Consider the following 22,541-nt stretch of genomic DNA (forward strand, 5'->3'; position numbering starts at 1 on the left):
GTCCAAACCGCACCAACACATCGGCGGGTGCAATAGTCCAGGTACCGTCGCACTGCAGGTGAAAAGCTTCTTAGCTCCCGCTGGACGGCTCCTCCACGGTGGCCGGCGGTGGGCCGTTGCGGAGTTCTTCGCGCCACACCGAGCGGTCGTAGCCCGCAGGGTCGGTGGTGTGCAGGAAGTCCAGCACTAGTTTGGCGAACCGGTCGGGGTCATGGTGGTGGGGGAAATGGCCGGATGCCTCGAAGATCTCCAGCCGGCTGTTGGTCAGCGCCTCGTGCGCCGCCGCCGCGTGCGACACCGGGATGATGCGGTCCCGCCCGCCCCAGATGATCAGCGTGGGCAGATGCCGCGCCAGGTAGCCCCGGTCGAGCATGGTGATGTGCTGGCCGCGCAGATCCACCGCCGCCCGGATCGTGCGCAGGAAGGCGCGCCGGGCAGCGGCGTCGGCGAAGCGCCGGTAGCGGTCCATGACATAGGGCAGATCCGGGCCGAGGCCCCCGCCGCCGGCCAGCCGGACGACCGGCTCGGCGATCGCGGCCACCGCCTGGGCCAGGGGCGAGGTGAGCAGATACATCCCGGCGAACGCCCCCGGCCCCGCGGCCAGCCGGAACATCGGATGCACCTCCGGCCCCATGCCCGCGCTGCTGACCAGCACCAGCCGCTCGCACCGCTCGGGGAACTGGTAGGCGAACTGCATCGCCACTCCGCCACCCAGTGAGTGCCCGACAACGCTGACCCGGTCCACTCCAAGCACCGTCAGCAGATCCCTCATCCCGCAGGCGTACGCGGCGATGGCGTAGTCGGCCCGCGGCCGAGCGGACTCGCCGTGCCCGAGCAGATCGGGGGCGATGACGGTGTAGTGCTCGGCCAGCGCGGGCATCACCTCCGACCAGGTCTCGGAGCTGTCCGCGATTCCGTGCAGGAGAAGCAGCGGCGGCCCGTCCCCCTCCATCCGGTAGGCCCGCCGGTAGCCGTGCACGTCTCGGTACTGGACCACAGCGCCGATTCTGGACTGCGGACGTTTCAGGGCCGCTAACCCGCGATGTGCACAGTGTGCCCCCTCCCACTGGGCGAACCGGGCACCGTTTCAAGATCTTCAGGGAGCGGCCGGCGCGGACGCGCGCTGCCCCACTCCGTGCGACGACGGGGGTTCCAAGACAGGCTCTTGCCGATTCGGCGAACAGCACGTCAGGACGACGCCGCTGCTGGGCCCCTGCGGGCGGGCGGCAGCGGGGGGAGGGGCCGATCACCGCTCGCGGCCGGTCCCGCTCGCTTCTGAACCGCAACTAAGCTGCGGCAGCTGGCGCAGCCGGACCCGGAGTCGGCCTCGTTCCACCGGCCGACCGCGCCGGCAGGTCGTACCGCGGGGTCGGGTACGAGCGAATCGACCAACGACCTCCACGACGCACCGCCGTGGCCCCGCCTATCGCGCGTAGAAGCCCGGCCGTGCAGCTGTTGCGCCCTCTGTCCCTCGCCGCTCAGGTTGGGTTGCCCGCATACGTGCTGGAGGCCGACGTCACCGCCCAGGAGTTTGTGGTCGCCCAATTCCCTCTTTCCCGCGCCCGCTTCGTACGGCTGCAATCGTCCGACTGCGCTCGCCTGATATCGGCCGTCGTAGTCGTGTGGCGCCCGGGCGGTGCAGTGCTGCTAAGCAACGTGGCCGACCGGACGAGCAATCGGAAGCCCGGCACGCCGTACAGCGTTGATGCCGGCGATGTGGCAGGACTACTTGCCCACATGAGCCCTTACGCCGCGCAGTGCTGGTGACCGGTCCGCAAAGGGTGTTCGGCATCCGATCAGTAACGCGCTTCAGGACCAGGTCCGCCCCGGGTCAGTCCTTGCGACCTGTCGCGGCGGCGGTGATGCCGAGCCCGATCATCGTGAATCCGCCGACGCCGCCAATGGCCGCGAGCCGGCGGGGAGAGCGGGCGAACCAGTCCCGGGCCGTCGCCGCTGCCAGGCCCCACACGCTGTCGATGAACGCGGCATGCAGCGACCGCCGCTCACGCAGCGCCTTGACTCCCAGATACACCAGGTATGCGGCACCGACCAGCTTCAGTGACGTGAAGACCACGGACGACCGCTCCACGACCGAACCGACCCCGCACGCCACCGCCACCACCAGGACATACGCGCCAAGGGTGTTGCCCACCACGGTGGTCAGCGCGGCACGTCGGCCCTGCGCCAGGGCGCGTCCGATCACGAACAGCACACTGGGGCCGGGAATGACGATCAGCAGGAATGACATGGCTGTGAAGGCAAGGAGGCGGTCAGTGGGAACCATAGGGTCACGGGAACACGCCTTCGCCCTCCTGCTCAATGCCTGTGGGCAGTGACGAGTAGCGATTACTTACAGCCCACCCGACCGCCGGACTCCTGGCTGACACGGCCACCCCCAGGACCTCTCGTCCCGGATGGTCCCCGGCAGGGGCTACCTCCGAGCCAGCGTGCGCGTGAGTCCCGCAGCGACGGTCGTGGCGAGGATCCAGCCGGCGGCAATGACGGCTGCTGCCAACCACTGTTGCCAGCCCAGTGGATTGAAGGCCTGCTGCTGGCCGAAGCCCACCACGGGCAGCAGCAGGTCAAGCGTGTAGAGAAGCGGGTTGAACGGTGGCGCTTCAGCCGGCTTCACGGCGGGTGGATGGTGGGCGGCAAAAGCGCACGCGCCGGCGACCAGCAAGAACAACAGCCATACAGCGGCCCGCATCGGCCGGTAGCCGTAGCCGACTGTCCAGTCCTGCAGCAGTCCCCACCAGCGCCGCGCCGTCGGCTGCACTGACTGCCGCCTGCGGCACTTGGCCAGGAGCACCTGCCGTGCCGCATCATCGAGACCCTGCCGGGCGTAGGCGGCCGCCAGTTGTTCGTAGGGCTGAGGCAAGTAACCGGCTTGCTCCCTGGCCAGCCAGGCGAGCCGCTCGCTCACCGGGTCCGTGACTTTGAGATGGTCGTAGAGGAGGCCGTCCAGGGAGAGGACGTCGGGCCAGTGGGCCGGGAGGTCCGCGAGGACGCCGATGCGGGCATGCCGTAGATCGACCAGGCCGCGGAGCCGCGTGCTGTCATCCGTCCTGAGTGAGCCCGCGGTGATCCTGTTCAGGGTGAGTGGTCCGTCGACGGTCGTTCCCTCGAGGCACAGGTCGCTGTGGATGCGGCTGTTGGTCAGTGAGATCTGGCCGTTGGAGAGGAACCCGTCACAGCAGTCGAGAGTGCCGCCGACGGAGAGCCCCCAGGCTGTGAGGGTATGGCCCGGTGGGTTGGTCAGGCGAGCGTTCGGGAGTTCCACACTGGCGCCGACGCGCGCGTCGTTGAGCACGATCTGCCCGGTGGACACCAGTCCCTCCGCGCCGATGCGCCCGAGCACGTGCAGGCGTCGCGCCGAAAGAGTCTCTCCGTGGGGGTGATGCAACCGTGCGCCGGAGAGCACGACGGAGCCGTCCACATGCGTCTCCTCCAGCATCAGCTGTCCGGTCGCGGTGAAACCGGAACCTGCGGCGACGTCGCCGCTGATACGGGCGAGAGACGCATCCAGGGCCCGCTCACCGGCACCATTGAGCGTGGCGCCCTGCAACAGGAGCGGCCCCTGCACACTGGCCCCCGTCAGGACAACCGGGCCTTCAGCTGTGAAACCGGTGTCCAGCGCGAGTGGGCCCTCCACGTGCAGGCGTTCGGCGTTGAAGGCGGATCCGTACGCGTTGCGAAGCCGTGCGCCCGTCAGTGTGCAGCAGCGGGATATTTTCGCGTCCTGCAACCGGAGTTCACCTTCGGAGACCAGTGGGCTTCCGGGTACCTGCGGGGAGACTCCGCCGAAGAGGCCGCCGTCCACGACGAGTCCGTCGCCATTGAGGGTCGCTCCCGCGGGGTGGGTGATGCCGGCGCCTTCCAGGACCAGGGTTCCGCCGACGTGGGCGCTCCACAGCAGGACCTCTCCGTCGATGACCGCATCGCGGCACAGCAGGTCACGCTCCACCACGAGGCTGTCGCCGAGCAGGGCGGGAGCGCCGCTGACCCTCAGGCCGGTCAAGTCGGCGGTCTTGGTCACATGGGCCCGAGTGAGCCGCACGGCCTGACTGCTGCGGCAGCCCGTGAGCCGCAGAAGTCCGTCGACGCGCGCGTCCCGCAGGAGCAGTCCCGGAAACGCTGAACCGCTGAGGTCGATGAGTGCGGTGGACGAGGCTTCCAGCAGCGGCTGCTGGTCGAACGTGCAGTCCTGGGCGACCAGGGAGTACTGGAGGTCGCAGCCTGACAGGTCCAGCGCCCCCGTGATGGTTGCGCCTCGCAGCCGCAGCGCAGGCACGCGCCCCGGCCGTGCCTCGACCTCGCCTAACAGGAGACGGGCGAGGACCTCGGCTCGGATGTCCGCGCCGGGCACAGGCGGGTCACCTACGACGTGATGCCGCAGATCAACCTGTCGTCCGGCCGGGAAGGCATCCCACAGCGACTGCTCTGCGTCGGAAAGTCCAGTCCCGGACATGAGTCCCCCCACAGCGGCGTCTCGACAGGCCTCCTCCGGAGATGATCGGTGGGAATGGGCGGTTCCAACCCAAGGCGACAACACCCAAGCTGCCAAGAGCTTCTCCGGGCTCGCCAAACAGCCTGATCCTCGAGTCCTCCCCAGGTGCACTGAGCATGTTGCCCGGCCCAGGAGCAGGGCACGGAGCCCCTCAGTGTCCCCTCCGGACGCGTCAACCCGGGCCGGGGCAGGAAGACGAGTTGGTAGAGCAGGATGCGAGCGGCACGCCGGCGGCATCATTCGGGCGCCGGCGTGCGCACAGACCGCGGCGCCGTAGGTTCCGCGACGACCAGCATGAAAGCCTGCCCGGGGACCAACTCGTGGCCGCACCTTCAGCCCCGCCGGACCGCCCCGAGCTGGGCCCGGTGCAGGTCTGGGGTGGTGAATCGCTGGGCCACCGTGCGCAGGACGCGGGCCATCGCCTGGGCGGGCGGGGTGGCGGGGCGTGTCGCGGCGCGGGCGAGGAGGATGCGGCGGGTGGGGGCCGGCACGTCGGAGGCGAACGGCAGGAGGCGTACGTCGCTGCGTCGGCTGGTGAGGGCCAGGCGGGGTGCGAGCGCGATGCCGAGACCGGCGGCGACCATGGCCTGCGCCTCCTGGTAGTCATGTGACGAGTAGGCGATGCGCGGTTCGAATCCCGCCTGGCGACAGCTGCGGCGCAGGACGTCGGCGACGGGGTGGTTGTCGGCGCGGATGATCCACTCCTGATCGGCGAGGTCGCCGAGGCGCACGGAGGGACGTGTGCGCAGGGGGGAGTCGGCAGGGACGACCAGCACCGTGGGGTCGTCCAGCAGGTGGGTGAGGGCGAGTGCCGGATCGTCGAGGCGGTTCCATTCGTAGTCCCACAGCAGCCCCTGCTCCACCTCGCCGGTGTGCAGCATCTCCCTGAGCTCGGCCAGGACTCCGGCGCGTACCTCGATGCGGATGCCGGCATGCCGACGTCGGAAACGCGTGAGCGCCAGCGGCAGCAGGGACGCGCTCGCCGTGGGGAAGGAACCGAGCCGCAAGGTGCCCTGGTCGAGGGCGGCGAAGGAGTCCAGGTCGGCCTGGGCGGCACGGAGTTCCCGCCGGATGCCCTGACCGCGTTCGGCCAGTGCGGCACCCGCCGGGGTGGGGCGGATGCCGCGTGGCAACCGCTCGATGAGGGGCTGGCCTGCCTCCTGCTCCAGCAAGGACATCTGCTGAGAGGCGGCGGAGGTGGTCATGCCGAGGGCCTCCGCCGCGGCAGTGAGTGAACCGCGTTCGGTGGCCTCGGTGAGCAGCAGCAGGCGACGCACGTTGAGCATGCCGGTGACTTTAGCTGAGCTAAACCCAGGTGAAGCGAACTGCGATTGTTCGGAAGTCATGCCTCTGCGAAGGTCTCCGCAATCGCCGAGCGGTTCACCGGCCCGCAATACGCCCGTAACCGCAGCCTCGGCCTCTCCCTACCGTCGTTGATTCAGGAAGAGCTCAGACGTGCACATTCCCGCGACCCTGGTGCGTGGCGGCACAAGCAAGTGCTGGCTGTTCAACCAGGTCGAAGTCCCCGCCGACCGTGGCGACCTCGAAAGGCTGCTGGTCGCCGCGTACGGCGCCACCGACCCCGTGGAACTGGACGGGGTGGGCGGTGCGACCCCCACCACCTCGAAAGCGGCCGTGGTCAGCGCCTCACCCCAGCCCGGAATCGATGTCGACTACCTGTTCGCTCAAGTCGGCATCGGGACGGGCTCGGTGGAGTGGACGAGCAACTGCGGCAACTGCGCCACCGGCGTCGCCCTGTACGCGGTGTCCAAGGGAATGGTTCCGGTCACCGGCGACCGGACGCGCGTGGTGATGCGCAACACCAATACAGGCGCGGTGCTCGAAGGGATCGTCGACACCACCGGAGGCGTGGTGCACCACTTCGGCCGCCAGACGGTACCGGGCACCCGTGCCGGCGGGGTCGCGGTCGGTCTCACGTTCCGCGACCCGGCCGGTGGGCCCTCCGGACTGCTGCTCCCCACCGGCCAGGCCGCCCAGGACCTGCGGGTCGGCGCCGCCGAGCCGGTGCGCGTGAGCATGGTGACCGCAGGCGCTCCGGTCGTCCTCGTCGACGCCGCCAGTGCCGGCCGTACGGGTGCAGAGTCCCTGGAGCGGATGAGCGCGGACGTCCCCTGGCTGCGCACCTTGCGTCACACCGCCGCACCCCTGATGGGGCTGCTCCATCCGGGCGAGGAACCGGGCGACGCGGTGCCCAAGGTGGGCCTGGTCGGCCCGCCGGTGCCGTACACCACCACCCTCGGTGAACCGATCGGTGCCGAGGACTACGACGTGTCGGTGCGCATGCTCAGCATGAACGCCCCGCACCCCGCGATCGGCCTGACCTCTGCCGTCGCCGTCGCGGCGGCCGGGCTGCTGCAGGGGTCCGTGGTCTCCAGGATCACGGGCGGTCCGACCGACGAGTGGTTGCGCCTCGGCACGCCCGCCGGCGTCGTCGCGGTCCGCTGCACCGATGTGAGGGACGGCCTGCCGCACCGGGTCACCGTGCAGCGCGCGGCCCGTCTGCTTGCCGACGCCCGGATCTACGTACCGGAAGCAGGCAGCCCGCAAGCCGCCTGAGCCGCGACGAACATCACCTCGGTCAGGCCGGCTCCCAACCGTCCACACCGGGATACTCTCGCGCCCCGCGGGGCGCGCCCCCCCGTCCCCACCGCACCAAGGACAAAGATGTCTGCTGAAGTGATCTCCATAGGCGCCCTGTTGGTGATGTTCGTGGTCGGCACCGTGCTGCCGATCAATCTGGGCATTCTCGCCTTCGTCGCCACCTTCGCCGTCGGCACCGCCTCGCTCGGCCTCACCGAGGACGAGATCTTCGAGGGGTTCCCGGCGAAGCTCTTCGTCACCATCGTCGGAGTCACCTACCTGTTCTCCGTCGCCCGCCGCAACGGCACCATCGACTGGCTCGTGGCGGCCGGGGTGCGGCTGGTACGCGGCAAGGTCGCGCTGATCCCCTGGGTGCTGTTCCTGGTGGCCGCCCTGCTGACGGCGTTCGGTACGTTCACCCCGGCCGCGGTTGCGATCCTCGCGCCGATCGGCATGAACTTCGCCTACCGCTACAAGCTCAACCCGCTGGTCGTGGGCATGATGGTGATCAGCGGCGGGCACGCGGGGGCGTTCTCCCCGCTGGCCGTCTCCGGTGCGCTGGTGCTCGGTCTCGTCGACAAGACCGATCTGCAGGTCTCCGCCGTGGCGCTGTTCAGCGCGAGCTTCGTGATCAACCTGGTGCTCTCGATCGTCACCTACGCCCTGCTCGCCAAGCGTCCCGCCCCGCTGGTCGAGGGCGCCGCGGAAGCGGCCGACGACGAGGACCTCGCCGTCTCCGGCAGGCCCGACTGGCGGCAGTGGCTCACCCTCGCCTGCCTGGTGGCCCTCGTCGTCGGCGCGCTCGGCTTCCACCTGGAGATCGGCTTCCTCGCGCTGGCCGCCGGCGCGCTGCTGGCCCTGGTGGACATGAAGCGGCAGGAGAAGGCCGTGGACGGCGTCAGCTGGTCCACCCTGCTTCTGGTCGCGGGCATGATGACGTACATCGCGATGCTGGAGAAGGCCGGCATCATCGAGGAGATCTCCGAACACGCCGCCAACCTGGGCGCCCCCCTCGTCGTCGCTCTGCTGCTGTGCTTCACCGTCGCCATCACCTCCGCCTTCGCCTCCTCCACCGCGATCCTCACAGCGATCATCCCCATCGCCGTACCGCTGCTCCTCTCCAGTCATCTCAGCGCCGTCGGACTGATCGCCGCGCTCGCCGTCTCCACGACGATCGTCGACACGTCTCCCTTCTCGACCAACGGAGCACTCGTCCTCAGCAACGCCCGTGGGGTGGACACCCGCCGCTTCTACCGGCAGGTCATCGGCTACACCGGCGGAATCGTCGCCCTCGGCCCCGTCGTCGCCTGGGGCGCCCTGGTCCTGCCCTGGGCATAGCGCACCACGGACGAGCGGAAGGATGGTGTCCGCTTCGGCCCGCCGGGAACCCACCCGGGCCGCCCGCGGGCGAGCTCTCAGGGAGCGGGCACATCCACGCCTGAGTCGTCTTGCCATCGGGGGTGTGCGGCTCAGTCGTTGAGGAGGTGGCCGTCGGGCAGCGGTCCTGGTGGTGACGAACCACCGGGGGGCCGGGAGATGGTGGTGTCCCTGAGCAGGACAGGCGGCTACGAAGTGGCGCTCCCGGGGCCGTCCGTGTCAGGCGACCAGCTCGGCGATGCTCCGGGCCGTCAGCCACAGGCCGAAGAGCAGGGAGAGCGTGACGATCAGTTGCTCCTGATGCTGCTCGAGCCAGGCCCGCAGGGCGTTCAACCGGGCGCTCGCGACCGCGGGGGCCCAAACCACGTACATCTCCATGACGACGAGGCTGAGCGTGCCCAGCAGGCAGTAGCCGGTCAGCGCGAGCCAGCTGGCCAGGGTGGAGAGGTCGGCGTCGACGGCGGTCGCGGCGCCGGCGCCGACCAGCGCCCAGGGCTGCAACAGCCATGCCAAGCCGGCTGCCGTGATCGCGGAGGCGTCGTCGATCCGGGTGGTCCAGCGTGGCGGGCTGTGCGGACGGGGTGGTCGGTGGTACCGGTAAGCGCCGTACAGCACCAGCGCCAGGCCGAGGGCGAGTTTCGCATCGAGCACGGCGGTCGAGGGTGTGCTGTCACGGGCCGGGGGCTGACCGCCGGTGAGCAGCACCACACAGGCGATCACCGCGATCAGGTTGGCCAGCCACGACAACAGGAACGCCAGGCCGAGGCGAACGCCGCGCCGCGAGGTGAGCAGCAGGATGAAGGCGCTGTTGTGCAAGGGCCCCAGGGTGATGGCCGTACCGATCACAACCAGGTCGAGGACCATCGGATCAGCCGCTTCTGGGGCTCAGGGCCGCCGGCGACCTGTCATCGGGGTGACCGGTCGGCCAAGTGGGCCGGTGCCGCTGCAATGGCTCGTCCATCCAGAAGCCGTCGACTGCCATCGGGTGCACGAGACGCTCCTCCGGACGGAAATCCTCGAATCCCGCCAGGAAGGAACAGCCGGGAATCCATGCGCTCTCCCGGATCGGCGCCGCGGCTGGGCACTGGACGGTCGTCGTCATGACAACGACGGTGCACCAACGCATCCGGGCTGTTCCAGCGACACGCTCAGATGGCAACGTCCTCGTCGCCGCCCAGCGTTGTCCAACCCTGTCCGCCACCAAGCACACACCGGAGCCAAGACTGGCCGCGAGGGGCTGGCGGTCACGGGCGTGATCTTTCTTCTCCGGCAGATCGGCTGTCCGCCGGTGCCCGCGCTTTGAGCATGCAGCGCGAGGGTAGACGGGCGGTCAGCCGGACCAGGTGCCGGTCGGACGACGGGTGGCGGTGGCGCCGCCGCGGTCTACAGCGGCTATGACGCCGACGAAGACAGCGCCCTGCAGGACCGCTGCCGACATCACCTCACGCCAGGTGCGGTGTCGGCGGTGGCGGCGGGGGCGTTTTCTTCGTGGCCGAGCCGTTTCCACAGTTGCTTGAACACCGCGCCGGCCAGGACGCCGCTGAGGGCGCCGGTGGCATGCCGACCGGCTTGTAGGTGATCTTCGAGGCTTTCATCGCCGCCTCCTGGCACGTCGGATAAGAAGCAGTGCGATGAGCGCGCCGGCGGCGAGCAGCGCAGTGCGGTTGGCCCGCGCCGTTGCATGCCCTGGCCGGCCTTCTCGCGGACCGGCTCGGGGGCCTTGTCCCGGGCCAGCTCCGCGACGTGCACGGTTGTGCCGTCAGCGATCCTGCCCGGCCACCGCTCGGTCGGCCTGGCCGCCGGCGCCGAGGGGGCCGGTGTACTCGACGGGATGTGCGGCTTCCATTCGGGGCAGGGCGCGGCGCGAGACGCGGAGCACCAGGGGTGGCAGGGCCGCGCGCACCGGCTGGGTCAGGCGCAGCCACGCCGGGGCGTACACGGCCGTTCGGCGGGTTTCCAGGCCCCGCACCAGGCGGGCGGCGACCGTCTCGACGGGGTATACCCGGCGGGCCGGCGGGGGCATGTGGGCGCGCAGTTCGCGCAGGACGGCGTAACGGTCGGCGTCCCGGATCATGTCGGTGTCCGTCCAGTTGATGTAGGCGATGCCCACGCCGACCCCTCGATGGGCCACCTCCGCGCGCAGTGCGTGCGCGAAGGCCTCGACTCCTGCCTTGGAGGCGCAGTAGGCGCTCATCAGGGGGGCGGCGCCGATCGAGGCCAGCGAGGCGATCTGCAGGAGGTATCCCGCCGTGTCGAGGAGGTCCGGAAGGAAAGCGCGGGCGGTCTGGGCGCTGCCGGTGAGGTTGACGTCGATGACGCGGCTCCACGAGCTCGGGTCGGAGTCGAGGAACGGGCCGCCCTCGGCGATGCCCGCGTTCGCCACCACGGCGGAGGGGGGTCCGAGTCCGGCCCGCACGGCAGTGGCCGCGGCGGCCAGGGCTGCGGGGTCGGTGACGTCGACCTCGACGGCCAGGGCCGGCCCCGGCAGGGACGCGGCCAGCGCTTCCAGGGCGGCCTGCTCGTGGCCGAGCAGTGCCACCCGGGCGCCGCGCCGGGCGAGGTCGCGGGACAAAGCCGCGCCCAGGCCGCGTGCGGCTCCGGTGACGACGACCGTACGGTCGGCGAGCGGACTGCTGCGCACCTGCTGCTCCTTCCTCCGGCCGGGCGGGCGTTTTGCCGGCCGGCGGCTCGCCTTCGACTTCCGCGCGGCGGTGGTGTTTGGTTGCGGGTTACCTGAAGATGTGTCGGCGGACGCGGGGTGTGTACCTGCCCTGGCGCGGGGGCAGGGCGGTGGGTCAGGGCTGGCTCCGGTGCGGTCCCGGTGGGTCAGGGCTTGGCTCCGGTGCGGTCCCGGTGGGTCAGGAGCTGTTGGACGCGGGCGAGGCCGGGTGGCCGGTTGCGGTGCAGGGCGGTGCGTGCGGCGTTGGCGCCGGGTGCGCCGTGCACGCCGCCGCCCGGGTGGGCTCCGGCGGAGGCCAGGAAGAGGCCGGCGACCGGGGTCTCGGGGCGTCCGGTGCCGGGCACGGGGCGGAAGACGAGCTGCTGGTGGAGGGCGGTCGTGCCGCCGTTGATGGCGCCGCCGCACAGATTGGCGTCGAGTGCCTCGAGGGTGGGGGGTGCCAGGATGCGGCGGGCGCGGATCAGGGAGCGGAAGCCGGGCGCGAAGCGCTCGACCTGACGTTCGACACGGTCGGCCATGAGTTCCTGGTCGGTGGTGTCCCAGCGGCCGGTGATGCCCTCCTCGGCGGCGTCGGCGGTGATGTCCCGGGACACGTGGGTGTAGGCCCACGCCGATTCGGTGCCCAGCGGGGAGCGGGTGGCGTCGGCGGTGGTCATCTGGCCGAACAGCAGGAAGGGGCGGTCCGGGACTTGCCGCATGGCGATCTGCGCGGCGAAGCGCGTGAGCTCGTCCAAGCCGTCGGCCAGGTGGACGGTCCCGGCCCGGGAGGCCTGGTCGGCCTGCCAGGGCACCGGGCCGTCGAGGGCCCAGTCGACCTTGAAGGTGGCGAAGTCCCACTGGAAGCGGCGCAGGTCGTCCATGACTTGCGCCGGCACGTGCACGGGGTCCAGGAGTTCCCGGTACAGGGCGGGCACGGAAACGTCGGCCAGCACCGCCCGGCGGGCCGGCACCATGTCGCCGACCGCCGTACGCACGCCGACGGCCCGGCCGCCGCGCACGTCGATCCGCTCGACGCGCTGCCCACAGCTCACTCGCCCGCCCCGTGTTTGAAGACGCTGGGTCAGGGCCTGGGTCAGTGCGCCCGAGCCGCCGACGGGCACGGGGAACCCGTACGTCTGTCCCAGCATGGCCATCAGCCAGCCGAAGCCACCGCTGCCCGCCGACTCGGGGGCGAGGTCGGCGTGCAGGGCGTTGCCGGCCAGCAGGAGCCGACCGCCCTCGCCGCGGAACTCCTCCTCGCCCAGGCGGCGCACCGGCAGCACCAGGGAGCGGGCCATGCGCAGGCCGCCCGCGGCCCGCAGCCGGAAGGCCAGCCGTGCCGCCGAGCGGACCGGCGGGAAGGGGGTGAACAGGGTGTTCAGCAGATCAGGGTGCAGGTGCTGCCACAGGCCGTGCAGCCGACGCCAGGCGGCTCCGTCGCCACGGGCGAAGGCGTCGAGGGAGCCTGCGGTGACGTCGACGTCCCGGTCCAGCACGGCGCAGCTGCCGTCACTGAGGGGATGGGCGAGCACGCTGGGCGCGTGGCTCCACCGCAGTCCGTGGTCGGACAGGCGCAGCGAGGACAGCACCGGCGAGGCGGCCGCGAGCGGGTAGAAGGAGCTGAAGAGGTCGTTGACGAACGCGGGGTCAACACCTCGGTCGTGACGCACGGCGCCGCCCGGCTCCGGCTGTTCCTCCAGGACGTCGACGCTCCACCCGGCGTCCGCGAGGAGGTTGGCGGCCACCAGGCCGTTGGGGCCGGCACCGATCACCACGGCGTCAGGCATGGCCGCCCCCTTCCGCACCCCGCACCGCGCCGGCGACCGCGGAACTGCCGTTTCGTGCCTCGCGCTCGCACAGCCGGGCGAGGCGGGCGAGCATGGCGCGGTGGCGCAGCTGGATCAGGGTCTCGAAACCGACGTTGTGCAGTCGGCCGCCCGCGCCCTGGAGGGGGTGTTCATCCACGACCACCAGACAGCGATCGCCCCACGGCCGCAGCTGGATGGCGATCCGTGCCGTGCCGAGGGGGCCGGCGTGGGCCTCCAGCTCCAGGCAGTCGCCTTCCTCGACATGGCGGACGACCGTTTCGTTGACCAGCTGGAGCGGACCGATCCGGACCTCGTAACGGATCGCCGCACCCAGCTCGGGCCACTGCCCGCGCACAGGGTGGGACCGCGAGGTCCCCACCACCCACTCCGCATATCGGCGGCCGTCGGCGAGAACGGCCCACACGGCACTCGGGCGAACGTGTACCAGACGGTGGCGAACGGCCACAGAGACCTCCATGTGCCTCGACCGGATGGTCCGTGGACCAGGAGCCGAGTGCCCGCGCCTCACGGCTCCAACCAGCACCACTGGCACCGATCGGGGCTCGCTGAGGAGTTTGAGGCGGTGCGAAACTGCCTGATCGGCGCGGCTGAGGTGGCCGTTTCGCAGGCGCTGGACGAGGTCGGACAGGCGGGTCCGATCAGGTTCGACGACGAGAAGGACGGCTCGCCCGTCGCGCGGGTGGATGGTGACCGGATCGGCGATGGTGACCCGGGCGCCGCCGGGGCGGACCAGTGCGGTGGAGCGTTCGAGAAATCGCCGCCGATCACGTTGAACACGACGTCGACCTCGCCGATGTCCGACAGTTTCCCGGCCTGGAGGTCGGCCTTCTCGGCCTGGAGGTCGACGAAGCGTCCGCGCCGAGGCCGAGGGCGGTGTCGCGGTGGGAGGCCCGGCCGGTGGCGATCGCCCGGGTGCCGGGCTCGCGTGCCGGCTGCACGGCGATGAAGCCGACGCCGCCCGCGGCGCCGTGGATGAGCAGACCCTGGCCGGTGATCAGGTGGGCGTGGCCGAACAGGGCCCGCCAGGGGGTGAGCCCGGAGACCGGCAGCGCGGCGGCCGTGACGTGGCCGACGTCGGTGGGTAGTGGGCGAGGTGGCGGGCCTTGACCGATGTGTGCTGGGCGAGTGAGCCGTTGCGGGTCCAGTCGGTCGGACCGAACACCCGCTGCCCGGCGGTCAGGCAGGTGGTGCCGTGGCCGAGCTCGGTGACCACGCCGGACAGCTCGTGGGGGAGGGGAGTGGCAGTCGCGTCTGGTGGGCGAAGTCGTCGGCCCGAAGGAGGCCGGCCGCTCGGGCCGGTGACCAGAGGCGCGTCATGGGCTCTCCAGCTTTCCCGGCGAAGGGATGGATAGCGTGTTGTGGCGGACTGGGATGCGCCGGGATCGTCCGGGCGGGTTCGGCGGAGGTGTCTTCGGGTGGCGTGGGACGGTGGCCGGTCGTCAGCACGTGTCGTCGGCCCGGGCATGGGCGGGGTGGCGGGGCCTGTGCACATGGCGAGCGACCCCGACCGCGCCGCGCCGGCCGTCCCCTGAGCGCCCCGAGCGGCCGGCGCGCAGGAGTGCCGGGTAGCGGCGGATGTCCGCGGGCACCCCGATGGCTGCTGCCGGGATGCGGAGGCCCACTGCCGAGACCAGGCTGGCCCTCATGGCAGAAGAGCGTCCTTCGCGCGCGAGGAAACCCTCGACCGCATCCACCCGCCGCACATCCTCCTCTCGCGGACCGGAATACGCCGCGCATGCCGCCTGCCGCAGCCTTCAGGGACTGATCGACCATCCTGCGGAGGGCGTGTCGGCCGTCACGCCGAAGGACGACGGATGGTGCGTCGTCGTGGACGTCCTGGAACTTCCCCGGATCCCGGACACGACGAGTCTGCTCGCCTCCTACGAGGTGCACGTCGACCGAAACGGCGAGCTCAAGGAATACCGCAGGGTCCGCCGCTATCGGCGCGGCTCCGCCGACGAGTGATCCCGGTTCACCCGACGACTGGAAGGACGCCCCCATGCCCCCGCCCACCTATTCCGACGAGGTAGTGGCGTGCCCTCCGCGCGCCGGCACGTTGTACGACGTGCTGGAACTCATCCTCGACCGGGGCATGGTGATCGACGTGTTCGTCAGGGTCTCCCTGGTCGGCATCGAGATCCTCAAGATAGACGCGCGCATCGTCGTGGCCAGCGTGGACACCTATCTGCGCTTCGCCGAGGCCTGCAACCGGCTCGACCTGGAACGGGACTCACGGAGCACCACCGTTCCCGAACTGTTCGGCGGCAGCGCCGCCAAGTCGATCGGCAAGCGCAAGGTGCGCAAGGCCGCCGAAACGGTCGGTGACACCGTACGCAAGGTTGTCGGCGGTCGGGACGAGGAGTCCGAGGAGGAAGAGGAGGAACGGCCGCGCAAGCGCCGTGCCTCCTCCGGCAGCGGTACGAGCCGACGACGCGAGGAGGCATGAGCCGTGTCCACCGCTGGTGTGTACGTCTACGCGATCGTCCCGGCCGACGCGGTCCTGCCCGCCGACGCCGGCGGCGTGGGCGGACCGGCCGCTCCGCTGCGGACGATCAGTGAGGGGCGGGTCGCGGCCGTCGTCAGCGACGCGCCGCAGAAGCTGCGCGCCCGGCGCCGCGACCTGCTGGCCCACCAGGAGCTCCTGCAGCGCCTCGCGGACGACGGACCCGTACTGCCCATGCGCTTCGGCATGGTCGCACCGGACGAGGAGACCGTATACCGGCAACTCGCCGATGCAGGAGGGGGCCACACCGCTGCCCTGGAGCGGATCTCCGGCGGTGTCGAGGCCAATGTGAAGGCGTTCCCGGCCCAGGACGCGCTGGCGGCCCTCGTCGCGCAGGACGGGAAGGTGCGCCGACTACGCGACGAGGCGCGCCGTCGTCCGAGTTACGAGGCCAGTCTGCGGCTGGGTGAGGCCGTGGCCTCCGCCCTGGCCGCCCGCGCCGCCGAGGCGGGTCGCCGGATCCTGCGCGAACTGACGCCCCTGGCGCGCGAGACGGCCGCCGGACCGGACGTCGAGGGCTGTGTGCTCAACGTGTCGTTCCTGGTCGATCGAGCTGCTCACGAAGGCTTCCGCGCCACGGCTCAGCGGTTCGCCGACGGACATCGTGAACACGTGGAACTGCGGCTCGTGAGCCCACTGCCCTGCTACAGCTTCGTCACCGGCGCAAGCGGGCCGGCTCGGACCGCTGGAGTCTGACATGGGGCTGATCACAGGACTGCTCACACTGCCCATCGCCCCGGTGCGCGGTGTGGTCTGGGTGGCGGAGAAGCTCCAGGAGACCGCCGAGCGCGAACTGCACGACCCGGCCGTCCTCCGTACCCAACTGGCCTTGCTCAACAAGGAATTCGAAGACGGCTTCATCAGCCTGGAGGAGTTCGAACGCGAAGAGGAACGGCTGCTCGACCGGCTCGAGGCCGCCACGGCCCGTCCTGCGCCCAGAGATCGAAGCGGCACGGGGGACGAAAGGGAAGGGCCTCATGTGAGGCGCGGAGCGAGCAGGCGGCGCCATGGCTGAAGTCGACTTCCGAGGGACGGCCCAGCCGGTTGCAGGCCCCCCGGCCGCCAGCCTCGCCGACATCCTCGAACGCGTCCTCGACAAGGGGATCGTCATCGCCGGCGACATCAAGATCGACCTCCTCGACATCGAACTGCTCACCATCCGGCTCCGGCTGTTCGTGGCATCCGTGGACACCGCCAAGAAAGCCGGCATCGACTGGTGGGAGACCGATCCGGCGCTCAGTTCACGTGCGGCCCGCGACGCCCTGCGGGAAGAGAACAACGAGTTGCGGCGGCGACTGGAGGCACAGGGTGCCGGGGAGGACGAGTCGCCCCGGGCGGTCGCCGCGCCCGGCGCGGACACCACCTCCACACCAGCGGCAGAGAAGGGAAGCCCAGACGTATGACGGATCGCGGCCCTGCGGTTGCGGGTGCTCTGGCCACCTATGTCTTCGCGGTCTGCCGCGATGCGGACCCGGCAGTCGTCCGTGATCTGCCCGGCATCGATGACGCAGCGCCCGTACGCGCACTGCCACTCGGGACGCTGACGGCCGTCATCCAGTCCGTCCCGGCGGCCGACTTCACCGATGAGGCCTGGCAGTCGCGCCTTTCCGACCAGCGCGAACTGGAACGCTACGCGCGCGCCCATCACGAGGTGGTGTCCGCGGCCGCCGCCGCCTCACCCACGGTTCCGCTGCCACTGGCCACGCTGTATCACGGCGACGAGCGGGCGCGGCAGGCCCTGGCCGAGCAGGCGGACCGGTTCCATTCCGCACTGAGACGCATCGCCCGGCACACCGAATGGGGGGTGAAGGTGTACACGCCGGCGGAGACGCAGGTCCGCCCGGAGCCCGTCGCGCCCTCGCCGCCGGCGCCGACGGGACGGACGCGCCCGGCCGCTGGCGCGGGCCTCGCCTACCTGGAGCGCAAACGGGGGATGCACCAGCGGCGGGAGCGCCGCCATGACGACGCTCTGCGCACAGCTGAGATCGTGGACGCCGAGGTAAGCCGTCTGGCGACGGCGTTCCGCAGACTCCGGCCGCACAGCGCCCAAGCCGGGGAGCGGGGTGTCCAAGTCCTCAACGCCACGTATCTCGTCGCGGACCATCGAGCCGCAGAACTCGCACAGTTGACCCGGGCGTTGCAGGAGCGGACCGGGGCGCGCATCGAGCTGTCCGGCCCGTGGGTTCCCTATTCATTCGTCGGCGAGGTGTAGGCGATGACGAGGTGCGGGCGATGACGCACACGATGGTGCCCTGGGACAGCCCCGAGCCGCTCGGCGGCCCCGTGGGAGTGCCACTCGTGGATCTGCTGGACCGTGTCCTGGCGACCGGCGTGGTGATCAGCGGAGACCTGGTCATCGCGATCGCGGAGGTGCCGTTGGTCCGGCTGTCGCTGCACGCCCTCCTGTCGTCGGTGAACGAGCGCGTTCCGGCACCCTGGGCGGACGGGGGACCCCTGTGACCGACGGCGGGCGCCTCGACCTGGACCCGGACCGGATGGGGCGCGACCTCGTGGCACTCGTCCTCACCGTGGTGGAACTCCTTCGCCAGCTGATGGAGCGCCAGGCGATCCGGCGGGTGGACCAAGGTGATCTCAGCGAGCAGCAGATCGACGAGATCGGAACGACCCTCATGCTGCTCGATGAGCGCATGACAGAACTCTGCGAGCAGCACGGCTTGCGACCGGAGGACCTGAACCTGGACCTCGGCCCCCTGGGCACCCTCCTGCCCCGAGACTGAAGCGACCGCCACGAGACGATCGACATCACGCCTGCCGAACCGGCATGAGCCCACCACACCTGCGCGGCACACATGGAGTGCCACGGCGAGGGACTCGCTCTTCCGGATCGCGTGCATCACCAAGCCGATCACGACGGACGCGGTTCTGATGCTGGTGGAGGAGGGGCGGCTCGCTCTGGAGGCGCCGGTCGAGGAGTGCTGCCGAAGCCGGCGAAGCCGAGCGTGGTGCGCACTCCCGACGCCCCGGTCGCCAGGCGCCGTCGCTGGGGACACCTGACTCGGACGGCGATCCGGACTTGAGCCGCTGCATGAAGGCGTCAGTCAGCCGCCCCCGTCCGGTGTCAGGAACGAAACCCGATGACCCCGAAACCCCGTCGTTCCTGCGCGTGTCTCATCCACCCGAGGCACTGCATGACGGCGTCCACGACCTCGGGCTCCAGCGGCGGTGCTTCGCCCGACTCGTCGACCGCCCGCTTGGTCGCCTCGAACTGCTCCAGTGCCTGGGCGATCTGTGTGGGCGTCCACTCGCCGCAGCCCGGCGTGAAGGTGTACGGCAGTGGAGACGGCAGACCGCTGTAGCTGAACTCCTCGACGGACACCGCTGTGATGCCGAAGGTCTTCAGGCCCTGGTCGACGACCGACAGCCAGTCCCCGCGATGCGGAGTGAAGCTGCTGTTGTCCAGGAACGAACCGGTGAGGGAGCACAGCCGCTTGTAGGCGTAGCCGTACTGGAAGGCATGGTCCTCGTCGTCGCTGAAAGGCCCTCCGTGGACGACCGCCCGCAGTGCCTCGTATGCCTTGGGGGCGCCTCGCCCGATCTCGTAGCTGAAGTAGTCGTCGGCGCGGGCCAGGTCGTCCCCGAAACTGTCGCTGATCACTTCCAGCAGCTGATCGTCACGGGATCCGACGAGGGCGCGCGTCGCGGCGACATCGAGCAGTTGAAGTGCTCTCCCTCGTAAACTAAACGAGGGAGATTCCTGCCTACCTTGCGGTGGCGGGCTTGACGCCACGGGGACGCCTGACGACTGCCCTCCCGGCAGTCGGGATGAGCGCGTGGCCCATCCGGTACAGGTGCAGGACGTTCCGGGCCGCGTTCCAGTCGGCGTTGCCAGACCATCCGCAGTCGGGGTTTTTGCACACGAACGTGGCCTGGTCCTCCCGGCTGCCCGGTGTGGTGAAACCACAGGCTGAGCAGCGCAGGGAGGTGCCGGGGGCGGGGACCTTGTGCAGGGTGCCGCCGTGACGGGCGGTCTTGTACGTCAGCATCGTCACGGTGCGGCCCCATGCCTCCTGGCTGATGGAGCGGTTCAGGCCGGACTTCTGGCCGACGTTCCTGCCGGGTTCCTCGATGGTGCCCCTGGCGGACTTGACCATGTTCTTGATGTTGAGCTGTTCGACCACGACGGTGCAGTACCGCTTGGCAATGCTGGTGGTGGTCTTGTGCTGCCAGTCAACGGCGCGGCGCGTGGCTGTTGCGCGGAGCTGCTTGATCTGGTCGTAGGTGTGCCGCAGGCGGCGGGAGGCCTTCTCCCCGCGCCGGCGGTTCTGCTTGCGCTGGGCGGCGCGTCGTTCCAGGCCAAGCAGTTTGGCCTTCTCCCGCGGGTTCAGCCACTTGTCCCGGTCGGCCCTCCCGTCGGGGAGGCGGGGCGGGCGTCCGTGGTCGCGGTGGTCGCCATCGGAGAGGGCGAGGGGCAGGCTCACCCCGGCATCGATGCCGACCTCGGTTCCCTGGTGAGGCCCGGGCCTGGCTTCGAGGGTCCGGACGCGGAAGGCGATGTGCCAGCCGAGTGCGTCCTTGACCAGTCGCGCCCCGGTGATCCGGTTCTCCTTGTCGGCACGCTTGCCCACGGGGAGGTCCCTGGTCCAGCGGAACCGGACCCGTCCGATCTTGGGGATGTTGGCCATTCCCCAGCGGCGGTGCACGCGGGTGATGTTCAGATCCCGGCCCTGCGGGATGTCCACGGACATCACCCTGCGGATGCGGGCCTTGAAGTTCGGCGCGTCGGCGCGGCCGTCCCAGCAGTTCTTCCATGCCAGGAAGTACGTCTTCAGTACCGCTTGCGCGGCCTGGGCGGGGAGGACGGCGAGCCAGTCGATCTCGCCTCGGGCCCGGCGGATCGCCGTGTCCGCTGTGGCCAGGGAACGCTTGTCCTTGGGGAGCATCGTCCACCAGTCGTGCAGCAGGTTCCACAGGGTGCGGGCCGCATGCGCCTGCTCGTCCATGAGCCGGATCTGCGCAGGGGTCAGCGCGAGTCGGGCACGATGCCCGAACTGCCGCGTCTCTCCTGCACGTTCCGTGGTCACTCGATCACGATACCATTTGGCTCATGTCACCACGGTGGGATCCGAATCCCGATGTACGCACTGGCCGTCACGTCGTCTACAACCTGCATGTCCACTTGGTGTTTCTCACCAAATATCGGCGCAAGGCCATGACGGACGCCATGCTGACCAGGTGCGAGGAGATCATGCGGGAGGTCTGCCAAGACTTCGAGGCCGAGCTGAAGCAGTTCAACGGCGAAGAGGACCACGTGCACCTCCTGGTGCGCTATCCGCCGAAGGTCCAGCTCTCCAGACTGGTCAACTCCCTCAAGGGCGTCTCCTCCCGCTACCTGCGCAAGGAGTACGACGCGCACGTCCGCCGGTACCTGTGGGGCGGACATTTCTGGTCCGGCTCGTACTTCGCCGGCAGCTGCGGCGGGGCACCGCTGACCGTCGTACGCCAGTACATCGAGAACCAGCAGCGCCCCGTGTGACCTGGCTGCGGCCAACAGCACAGATCCGCGCTCAAAGCCGAGGTCAGAGCAGTATTGAGATGCGCTTCACCTCCCCCGTGAACGGGGGAGCACTGCGCAAGATCAAAGGTAGACACTCAGGGAAGAACTCATAGGACGAACCTACGGGATGCCACTGACACTACCCGTTCCCCCATGGTGCCCCTCGGCGCATGGCTTCTCAGACCGTGTTTGAGATCTGCCGTGTCCAGTGGCCTGGGCGGACGTTGAGTCTCACGTGAGTGCCGTTGGGGATGGGTATCCGTCGGACTTGACGGATGAACAGTGGGCGCTGGTGGAGCCGTTGCTGCCGCCTGCGAGGGTAGGTCCGAAGGGTGGGCGGCGGGAGAAGCATCCCCGACGGCGGATCGTGAATGCGATCTTCTACGTCGTGCGGACCGGGTGCGCTTGGAGGCAGCTTCCGACGGACTTCGCGCCGTGGCCCACTGTGTACTGGTATTTCACGTGATGGCATGACGACGGGACTGTCGAGCGGATCCATGATGCTCTTCGCGGCCAGGTCCGTGAAGCCGACAGCCGCAAGGCGGATCCGAGCGCGGGGCTAATCGACTCGCAGTCCGTCCGCACCGCCGACACCGTCCCCATCGCCACCAGGGGCTTCGATGCGGGCAAGAAGGTCAAGGGCCGCAAGCGGTTCCTCGTGACCGATACGCTCGGCCTGCTCCTGGCAGTCCATGTCGTCGCTGCGAATGTGCAGGACCGTGATGGTGCGAAGCGCCCGCTGCTGTGGACCCGCCTCGATCACCCGAGCGTCCGCAAGGTTTGGGCCGACCAGGGTTTCGCCGGCCGCCTGGTCGACTGGGCTTCCCAGATTCTCGGCCGCGAGCTGGAGATCGTCCGCAAAGACCCTGATCAGCGTGGCCTTCAAGTTCAGCCGAAGCGGTGGGCGATCGAGCGCACGCTGTCGTGGATCACTGCCCATCGGCGCCTTGCTCGGGACTACGAGACCAGACCGGCTCACTCGGAGTCCATGATCCGCTGGGCGATGATCGGCGTCATGGTCCGCCGTCTCACCCGCGGCCGTCCCGCGACGCGTCCGGGCCCGCGCCCGCTCGTACGACTACCGCCGTAAGCGGCACGCTTACGCGGCACCGGCAGTCAGGCGCTGCGGCGGCCTACAGAGCCAGGAACCGCTCTGCGTCTTGCTTGAGGACCGGCGTCAGATCACTCAGCTCCGAGACGATCAGACGAAGCTCACGCCCGAGTTCGGGTGATCCGCTCCAGACCTCCGGGTTCCTGGTGGGTACGGCGGCCAGCAGATCACCCTCGTACATGTCACCCTCCGCCATCGGGTCATCCCGGAGCACCTCCAGTGCCACCGGCAAGACATAGGCAAGGCCCACGTCTTGCCTGACCAGCAGGCGCAGGTCCTCGACGGTCAGCTCGCCGACCGGCTTACGCCGAAGCGCGTGCACGGTCGCCACAAGGCGGGTCACATCGCTCGACGGGGTCGGCCAACGATCGCGCTCAAGCTCCTCAAGGGAGCGGTCACGGTCCACGAGTCGAGTCACCGAGGGATCGTCCCATGCCAT

At 70.0% G+C, this 22,541-nt stretch carries 25 protein-coding genes and 3 pseudogenes; 13 read left to right on the plus strand and 15 right to left on the minus strand.

The genetic code is table 11. The annotated features are described in order from the left end of the window. Positions 1 to 70 precede the first annotated feature (70 nt). The 4 genes from ACIRD7_RS41080 to ACIRD7_RS41095 form a co-directional block, all read right to left on the minus strand. The gene (locus tag ACIRD7_RS41080) at positions 71 to 997 is read right to left on the minus strand and encodes an alpha/beta fold hydrolase (protein WP_403461210.1); all 927 of its coding nucleotides are present in this window, start codon (positions 995 to 997) and stop codon (positions 71 to 73) included. A gap of 834 nt (positions 998 to 1,831) precedes the next feature. After that, positions 1,832 to 2,284, minus strand: a complete 453-nt coding sequence (locus tag ACIRD7_RS41085) for a LysE family translocator (RefSeq protein WP_403461211.1) — start codon at positions 2,282 to 2,284, stop codon at positions 1,832 to 1,834. 147 nt (positions 2,285 to 2,431) lie between these two features. Further along, positions 2,432 to 4,468, minus strand: coding sequence for a hypothetical protein (locus ACIRD7_RS41090; RefSeq protein ID WP_403461212.1), 2,037 nt, complete (start codon positions 4,466 to 4,468; stop codon positions 2,432 to 2,434). Positions 4,469 to 4,839: 371 nt separating this feature from the next. Next, positions 4,840 to 5,793 (minus strand): LysR family transcriptional regulator, encoded by a 954-nt coding sequence (locus ACIRD7_RS41095; RefSeq protein WP_403461213.1) that lies wholly within the window; start codon positions 5,791 to 5,793, stop codon positions 4,840 to 4,842. Between the two features lie 169 nt (positions 5,794 to 5,962). Between ACIRD7_RS41095 and ACIRD7_RS41100 the strand changes: the two genes are divergently transcribed. Together ACIRD7_RS41100 and ACIRD7_RS41105 are read left to right on the plus strand one after the other, a co-directional pair. Beyond that, positions 5,963 to 7,084 carry a PrpF domain-containing protein gene (locus tag ACIRD7_RS41100; protein WP_403461214.1) on the plus strand — a complete coding sequence of 374 codons (1,122 nt, stop codon included), beginning with the start codon at positions 5,963 to 5,965 and terminating at the stop codon, positions 7,082 to 7,084. Between the two features lie 108 nt (positions 7,085 to 7,192). Beyond that, positions 7,193 to 8,446: an SLC13 family permease gene (locus tag ACIRD7_RS41105; RefSeq protein ID WP_403461215.1), complete on the plus strand. Its 1,254-nt coding sequence runs from the start codon at positions 7,193 to 7,195 to the stop codon at positions 8,444 to 8,446. Positions 8,447 to 8,704: 258 nt separating this feature from the next. On the opposite strand, the gene ACIRD7_RS41110 is transcribed toward ACIRD7_RS41105, so the two are convergent. The 8 genes and pseudogenes from ACIRD7_RS41110 to ACIRD7_RS41145 all read right to left on the minus strand — a co-directional run bounded on the left by ACIRD7_RS41110 (position 8,705) and on the right by ACIRD7_RS41145 (position 14,619). Next, positions 8,705 to 9,349 carry a GAP family protein gene (locus ACIRD7_RS41110; RefSeq protein WP_403461216.1) on the minus strand — a complete coding sequence of 215 codons (645 nt, stop codon included), beginning with the start codon at positions 9,347 to 9,349 and terminating at the stop codon, positions 8,705 to 8,707. A gap of 4 nt (positions 9,350 to 9,353) precedes the next feature. Then, positions 9,354 to 9,587: a hypothetical protein gene (locus ACIRD7_RS41115; RefSeq protein ID WP_403461217.1), complete on the minus strand. Its 234-nt coding sequence runs from the start codon at positions 9,585 to 9,587 to the stop codon at positions 9,354 to 9,356. A gap of 228 nt (positions 9,588 to 9,815) precedes the next feature. Next, positions 9,816 to 10,080, minus strand: a pseudogene (locus tag ACIRD7_RS41120) (DUF4235 domain-containing protein). Positions 10,081 to 10,244: 164 nt separating this feature from the next. Continuing rightward, on the minus strand, positions 10,245 to 11,126 hold the full coding sequence (locus tag ACIRD7_RS41125; protein WP_403461218.1) for an SDR family oxidoreductase: 882 nt from the start codon (positions 11,124 to 11,126) through the stop codon (positions 10,245 to 10,247). A 185-nt stretch (positions 11,127 to 11,311) separates the two neighbouring features. Continuing rightward, the gene (locus ACIRD7_RS41130) at positions 11,312 to 12,931 is read right to left on the minus strand and encodes a phytoene desaturase family protein (protein ID WP_403461219.1); all 1,620 of its coding nucleotides are present in this window, start codon (positions 12,929 to 12,931) and stop codon (positions 11,312 to 11,314) included. Beyond that, the gene (locus tag ACIRD7_RS41135) at positions 12,924 to 13,418 is read right to left on the minus strand and encodes an SRPBCC family protein (RefSeq protein WP_403461243.1); all 495 of its coding nucleotides are present in this window, start codon (positions 13,416 to 13,418) and stop codon (positions 12,924 to 12,926) included. The genes ACIRD7_RS41130 and ACIRD7_RS41135 overlap by 8 nt, the downstream gene beginning before the upstream one ends. Positions 13,419 to 13,562: 144 nt before the next feature. Next, positions 13,563 to 14,204: pseudogene (locus ACIRD7_RS41140) on the minus strand (NADP-dependent oxidoreductase); the annotation flags it as partial. A gap of 208 nt (positions 14,205 to 14,412) precedes the next feature. Then, positions 14,413 to 14,619, minus strand: a complete 207-nt coding sequence (locus ACIRD7_RS41145; RefSeq protein ID WP_403461245.1) for a hypothetical protein — start codon at positions 14,617 to 14,619, stop codon at positions 14,413 to 14,415. Here ACIRD7_RS41145 and ACIRD7_RS41150 point away from each other — a divergent pair. The 9 genes from ACIRD7_RS41150 (at position 14,618) to ACIRD7_RS41190 (ending at position 18,491) form a co-directional block, all read left to right on the plus strand. Further along, positions 14,618 to 14,938 (plus strand): gas vesicle protein, encoded by a 321-nt coding sequence (locus tag ACIRD7_RS41150; RefSeq protein WP_403461220.1) that lies wholly within the window; start codon positions 14,618 to 14,620, stop codon positions 14,936 to 14,938. The two genes, ACIRD7_RS41145 and ACIRD7_RS41150, sit on opposite strands and share 2 nt — an antisense overlap. A 34-nt stretch (positions 14,939 to 14,972) precedes the next feature. Beyond that, positions 14,973 to 15,419: a gas vesicle protein GvpJ gene (gene gvpJ, locus ACIRD7_RS41155; RefSeq protein WP_403461221.1), complete on the plus strand. Its 447-nt coding sequence runs from the start codon at positions 14,973 to 14,975 to the stop codon at positions 15,417 to 15,419. 3 nt (positions 15,420 to 15,422) lie between these two features. Continuing rightward, positions 15,423 to 16,172, plus strand: a complete 750-nt coding sequence (locus ACIRD7_RS41160) for a GvpL/GvpF family gas vesicle protein (RefSeq protein WP_403461223.1) — start codon at positions 15,423 to 15,425, stop codon at positions 16,170 to 16,172. A 1-nt stretch (position 16,173) separates the two neighbouring features. Then, complete coding sequence (locus tag ACIRD7_RS41165; RefSeq protein WP_403461224.1) at positions 16,174 to 16,491, plus strand: gas vesicle protein GvpG; 318 nt, start codon at positions 16,174 to 16,176, stop codon at positions 16,489 to 16,491. Next, positions 16,484 to 16,879 carry a gas vesicle protein gene (locus ACIRD7_RS41170; protein ID WP_403461226.1) on the plus strand — a complete coding sequence of 132 codons (396 nt, stop codon included), beginning with the start codon at positions 16,484 to 16,486 and terminating at the stop codon, positions 16,877 to 16,879. The genes ACIRD7_RS41165 and ACIRD7_RS41170 overlap by 8 nt, the downstream gene beginning before the upstream one ends. Next, a complete protein-coding gene (locus ACIRD7_RS41175; protein WP_403461227.1) occupies positions 16,876 to 17,688 on the plus strand; it encodes a GvpL/GvpF family gas vesicle protein in 813 nt (270 codons plus the stop codon). The genes ACIRD7_RS41170 and ACIRD7_RS41175 overlap by 4 nt, the downstream gene beginning before the upstream one ends. 20 nt (positions 17,689 to 17,708) lie before the next feature. Then, positions 17,709 to 17,936 (plus strand): gas vesicle protein, encoded by a 228-nt coding sequence (locus tag ACIRD7_RS41180; RefSeq protein WP_403461230.1) that lies wholly within the window; start codon positions 17,709 to 17,711, stop codon positions 17,934 to 17,936. Further along, entirely contained in the window at positions 17,933 to 18,214 is a 282-nt protein-coding gene (locus ACIRD7_RS41185; RefSeq protein ID WP_403461231.1) for a gas vesicle protein K, read from the plus strand. Before ACIRD7_RS41180 ends, ACIRD7_RS41185 begins: the two co-directional genes overlap by 4 nt. Before the next feature lie 127 nt (positions 18,215 to 18,341). Continuing rightward, positions 18,342 to 18,491 (plus strand): hypothetical protein, encoded by a 150-nt coding sequence (locus tag ACIRD7_RS41190; protein ID WP_403461244.1) that lies wholly within the window; start codon positions 18,342 to 18,344, stop codon positions 18,489 to 18,491. Positions 18,492 to 18,555: 64 nt separating this feature from the next. On the opposite strand, the gene ACIRD7_RS41195 is transcribed toward ACIRD7_RS41190, so the two are convergent. Both ACIRD7_RS41195 and ACIRD7_RS41200 read right to left on the minus strand, forming a co-directional pair. Continuing rightward, a complete protein-coding gene (locus ACIRD7_RS41195) occupies positions 18,556 to 19,092 on the minus strand; it encodes a hypothetical protein (protein ID WP_403461232.1) in 537 nt (178 codons plus the stop codon). A gap of 103 nt (positions 19,093 to 19,195) precedes the next feature. Next, positions 19,196 to 20,518 (minus strand): RNA-guided endonuclease InsQ/TnpB family protein, encoded by a 1,323-nt coding sequence (locus tag ACIRD7_RS41200; protein WP_403461233.1) that lies wholly within the window; start codon positions 20,516 to 20,518, stop codon positions 19,196 to 19,198. 23 nt (positions 20,519 to 20,541) lie between these two features. Between ACIRD7_RS41200 and tnpA the strand changes: the two genes are divergently transcribed. Next, complete coding sequence (gene tnpA, locus ACIRD7_RS41205) at positions 20,542 to 20,970, plus strand: IS200/IS605 family transposase (RefSeq protein ID WP_403461235.1); 429 nt, start codon at positions 20,542 to 20,544, stop codon at positions 20,968 to 20,970. 217 nt (positions 20,971 to 21,187) lie between these two features. Continuing rightward, positions 21,188 to 22,081 (plus strand): annotated as a pseudogene (locus tag ACIRD7_RS41210) (IS5 family transposase). A gap of 43 nt (positions 22,082 to 22,124) precedes the next feature. On the opposite strand, the gene ACIRD7_RS41215 reads toward ACIRD7_RS41210, so the two are convergent. Further along, positions 22,125 to 22,508 carry a contact-dependent growth inhibition system immunity protein gene (locus tag ACIRD7_RS41215; RefSeq protein WP_403461236.1) on the minus strand — a complete coding sequence of 128 codons (384 nt, stop codon included), beginning with the start codon at positions 22,506 to 22,508 and terminating at the stop codon, positions 22,125 to 22,127. Positions 22,509 to 22,541: the final 33 nt, after the last annotated feature.

Source organism: Streptomyces sp. NPDC093568, from assembly GCF_044764945.1.
GTDB lineage: Bacteria > Actinomycetota > Actinomycetes > Streptomycetales > Streptomycetaceae > Streptomyces.

What these genes read in the sequence shown, in the direction of transcription:
- ACIRD7_RS41130 (WP_403461219.1), bottom strand. Translation starts at nt 12,931, where the DNA reads ATGCCTGACGCCGTGGTGATCGGTGCCGGCCCCAACGGCCTGGTGGCC.
- ACIRD7_RS41170 (WP_403461226.1), top strand. Translation starts at nt 16,484, where the DNA reads ATGGCTGAAGTCGACTTCCGAGGGACGGCCCAGCCGGTTGCAGGCCCC.
- ACIRD7_RS41145 (WP_403461245.1), bottom strand. Translation starts at nt 14,619, where the DNA reads ATGAGGGCCAGCCTGGTCTCGGCAGTGGGCCTCCGCATCCCGGCAGCA.
- ACIRD7_RS41085 (WP_403461211.1), bottom strand. Translation starts at nt 2,284, where the DNA reads ATGGTTCCCACTGACCGCCTCCTTGCCTTCACAGCCATGTCATTCCTG.
- ACIRD7_RS41180 (WP_403461230.1), top strand. Translation starts at nt 17,709, where the DNA reads ATGACGCACACGATGGTGCCCTGGGACAGCCCCGAGCCGCTCGGCGGC.
- ACIRD7_RS41115 (WP_403461217.1), bottom strand. Translation starts at nt 9,587, where the DNA reads ATGACGACGACCGTCCAGTGCCCAGCCGCGGCGCCGATCCGGGAGAGC.
- ACIRD7_RS41150 (WP_403461220.1), top strand. Translation starts at nt 14,618, where the DNA reads ATGGCAGAAGAGCGTCCTTCGCGCGCGAGGAAACCCTCGACCGCATCC.
- ACIRD7_RS41165 (WP_403461224.1), top strand. Translation starts at nt 16,174, where the DNA reads ATGGGGCTGATCACAGGACTGCTCACACTGCCCATCGCCCCGGTGCGC.
- ACIRD7_RS41090 (WP_403461212.1), bottom strand. Translation starts at nt 4,468, where the DNA reads ATGTCCGGGACTGGACTTTCCGACGCAGAGCAGTCGCTGTGGGATGCC.
- ACIRD7_RS41110 (WP_403461216.1), bottom strand. Translation starts at nt 9,349, where the DNA reads ATGGTCCTCGACCTGGTTGTGATCGGTACGGCCATCACCCTGGGGCCC.
- gvpJ (WP_403461221.1), top strand. Translation starts at nt 14,973, where the DNA reads ATGCCCCCGCCCACCTATTCCGACGAGGTAGTGGCGTGCCCTCCGCGC.
- tnpA (WP_403461235.1), top strand. Translation starts at nt 20,542, where the DNA reads ATGTCACCACGGTGGGATCCGAATCCCGATGTACGCACTGGCCGTCAC.
- ACIRD7_RS41105 (WP_403461215.1), top strand. Translation starts at nt 7,193, where the DNA reads ATGTCTGCTGAAGTGATCTCCATAGGCGCCCTGTTGGTGATGTTCGTG.
- ACIRD7_RS41095 (WP_403461213.1), bottom strand. Translation starts at nt 5,793, where the DNA reads ATGCTCAACGTGCGTCGCCTGCTGCTGCTCACCGAGGCCACCGAACGC.
- ACIRD7_RS41175 (WP_403461227.1), top strand. Translation starts at nt 16,876, where the DNA reads ATGACGGATCGCGGCCCTGCGGTTGCGGGTGCTCTGGCCACCTATGTC.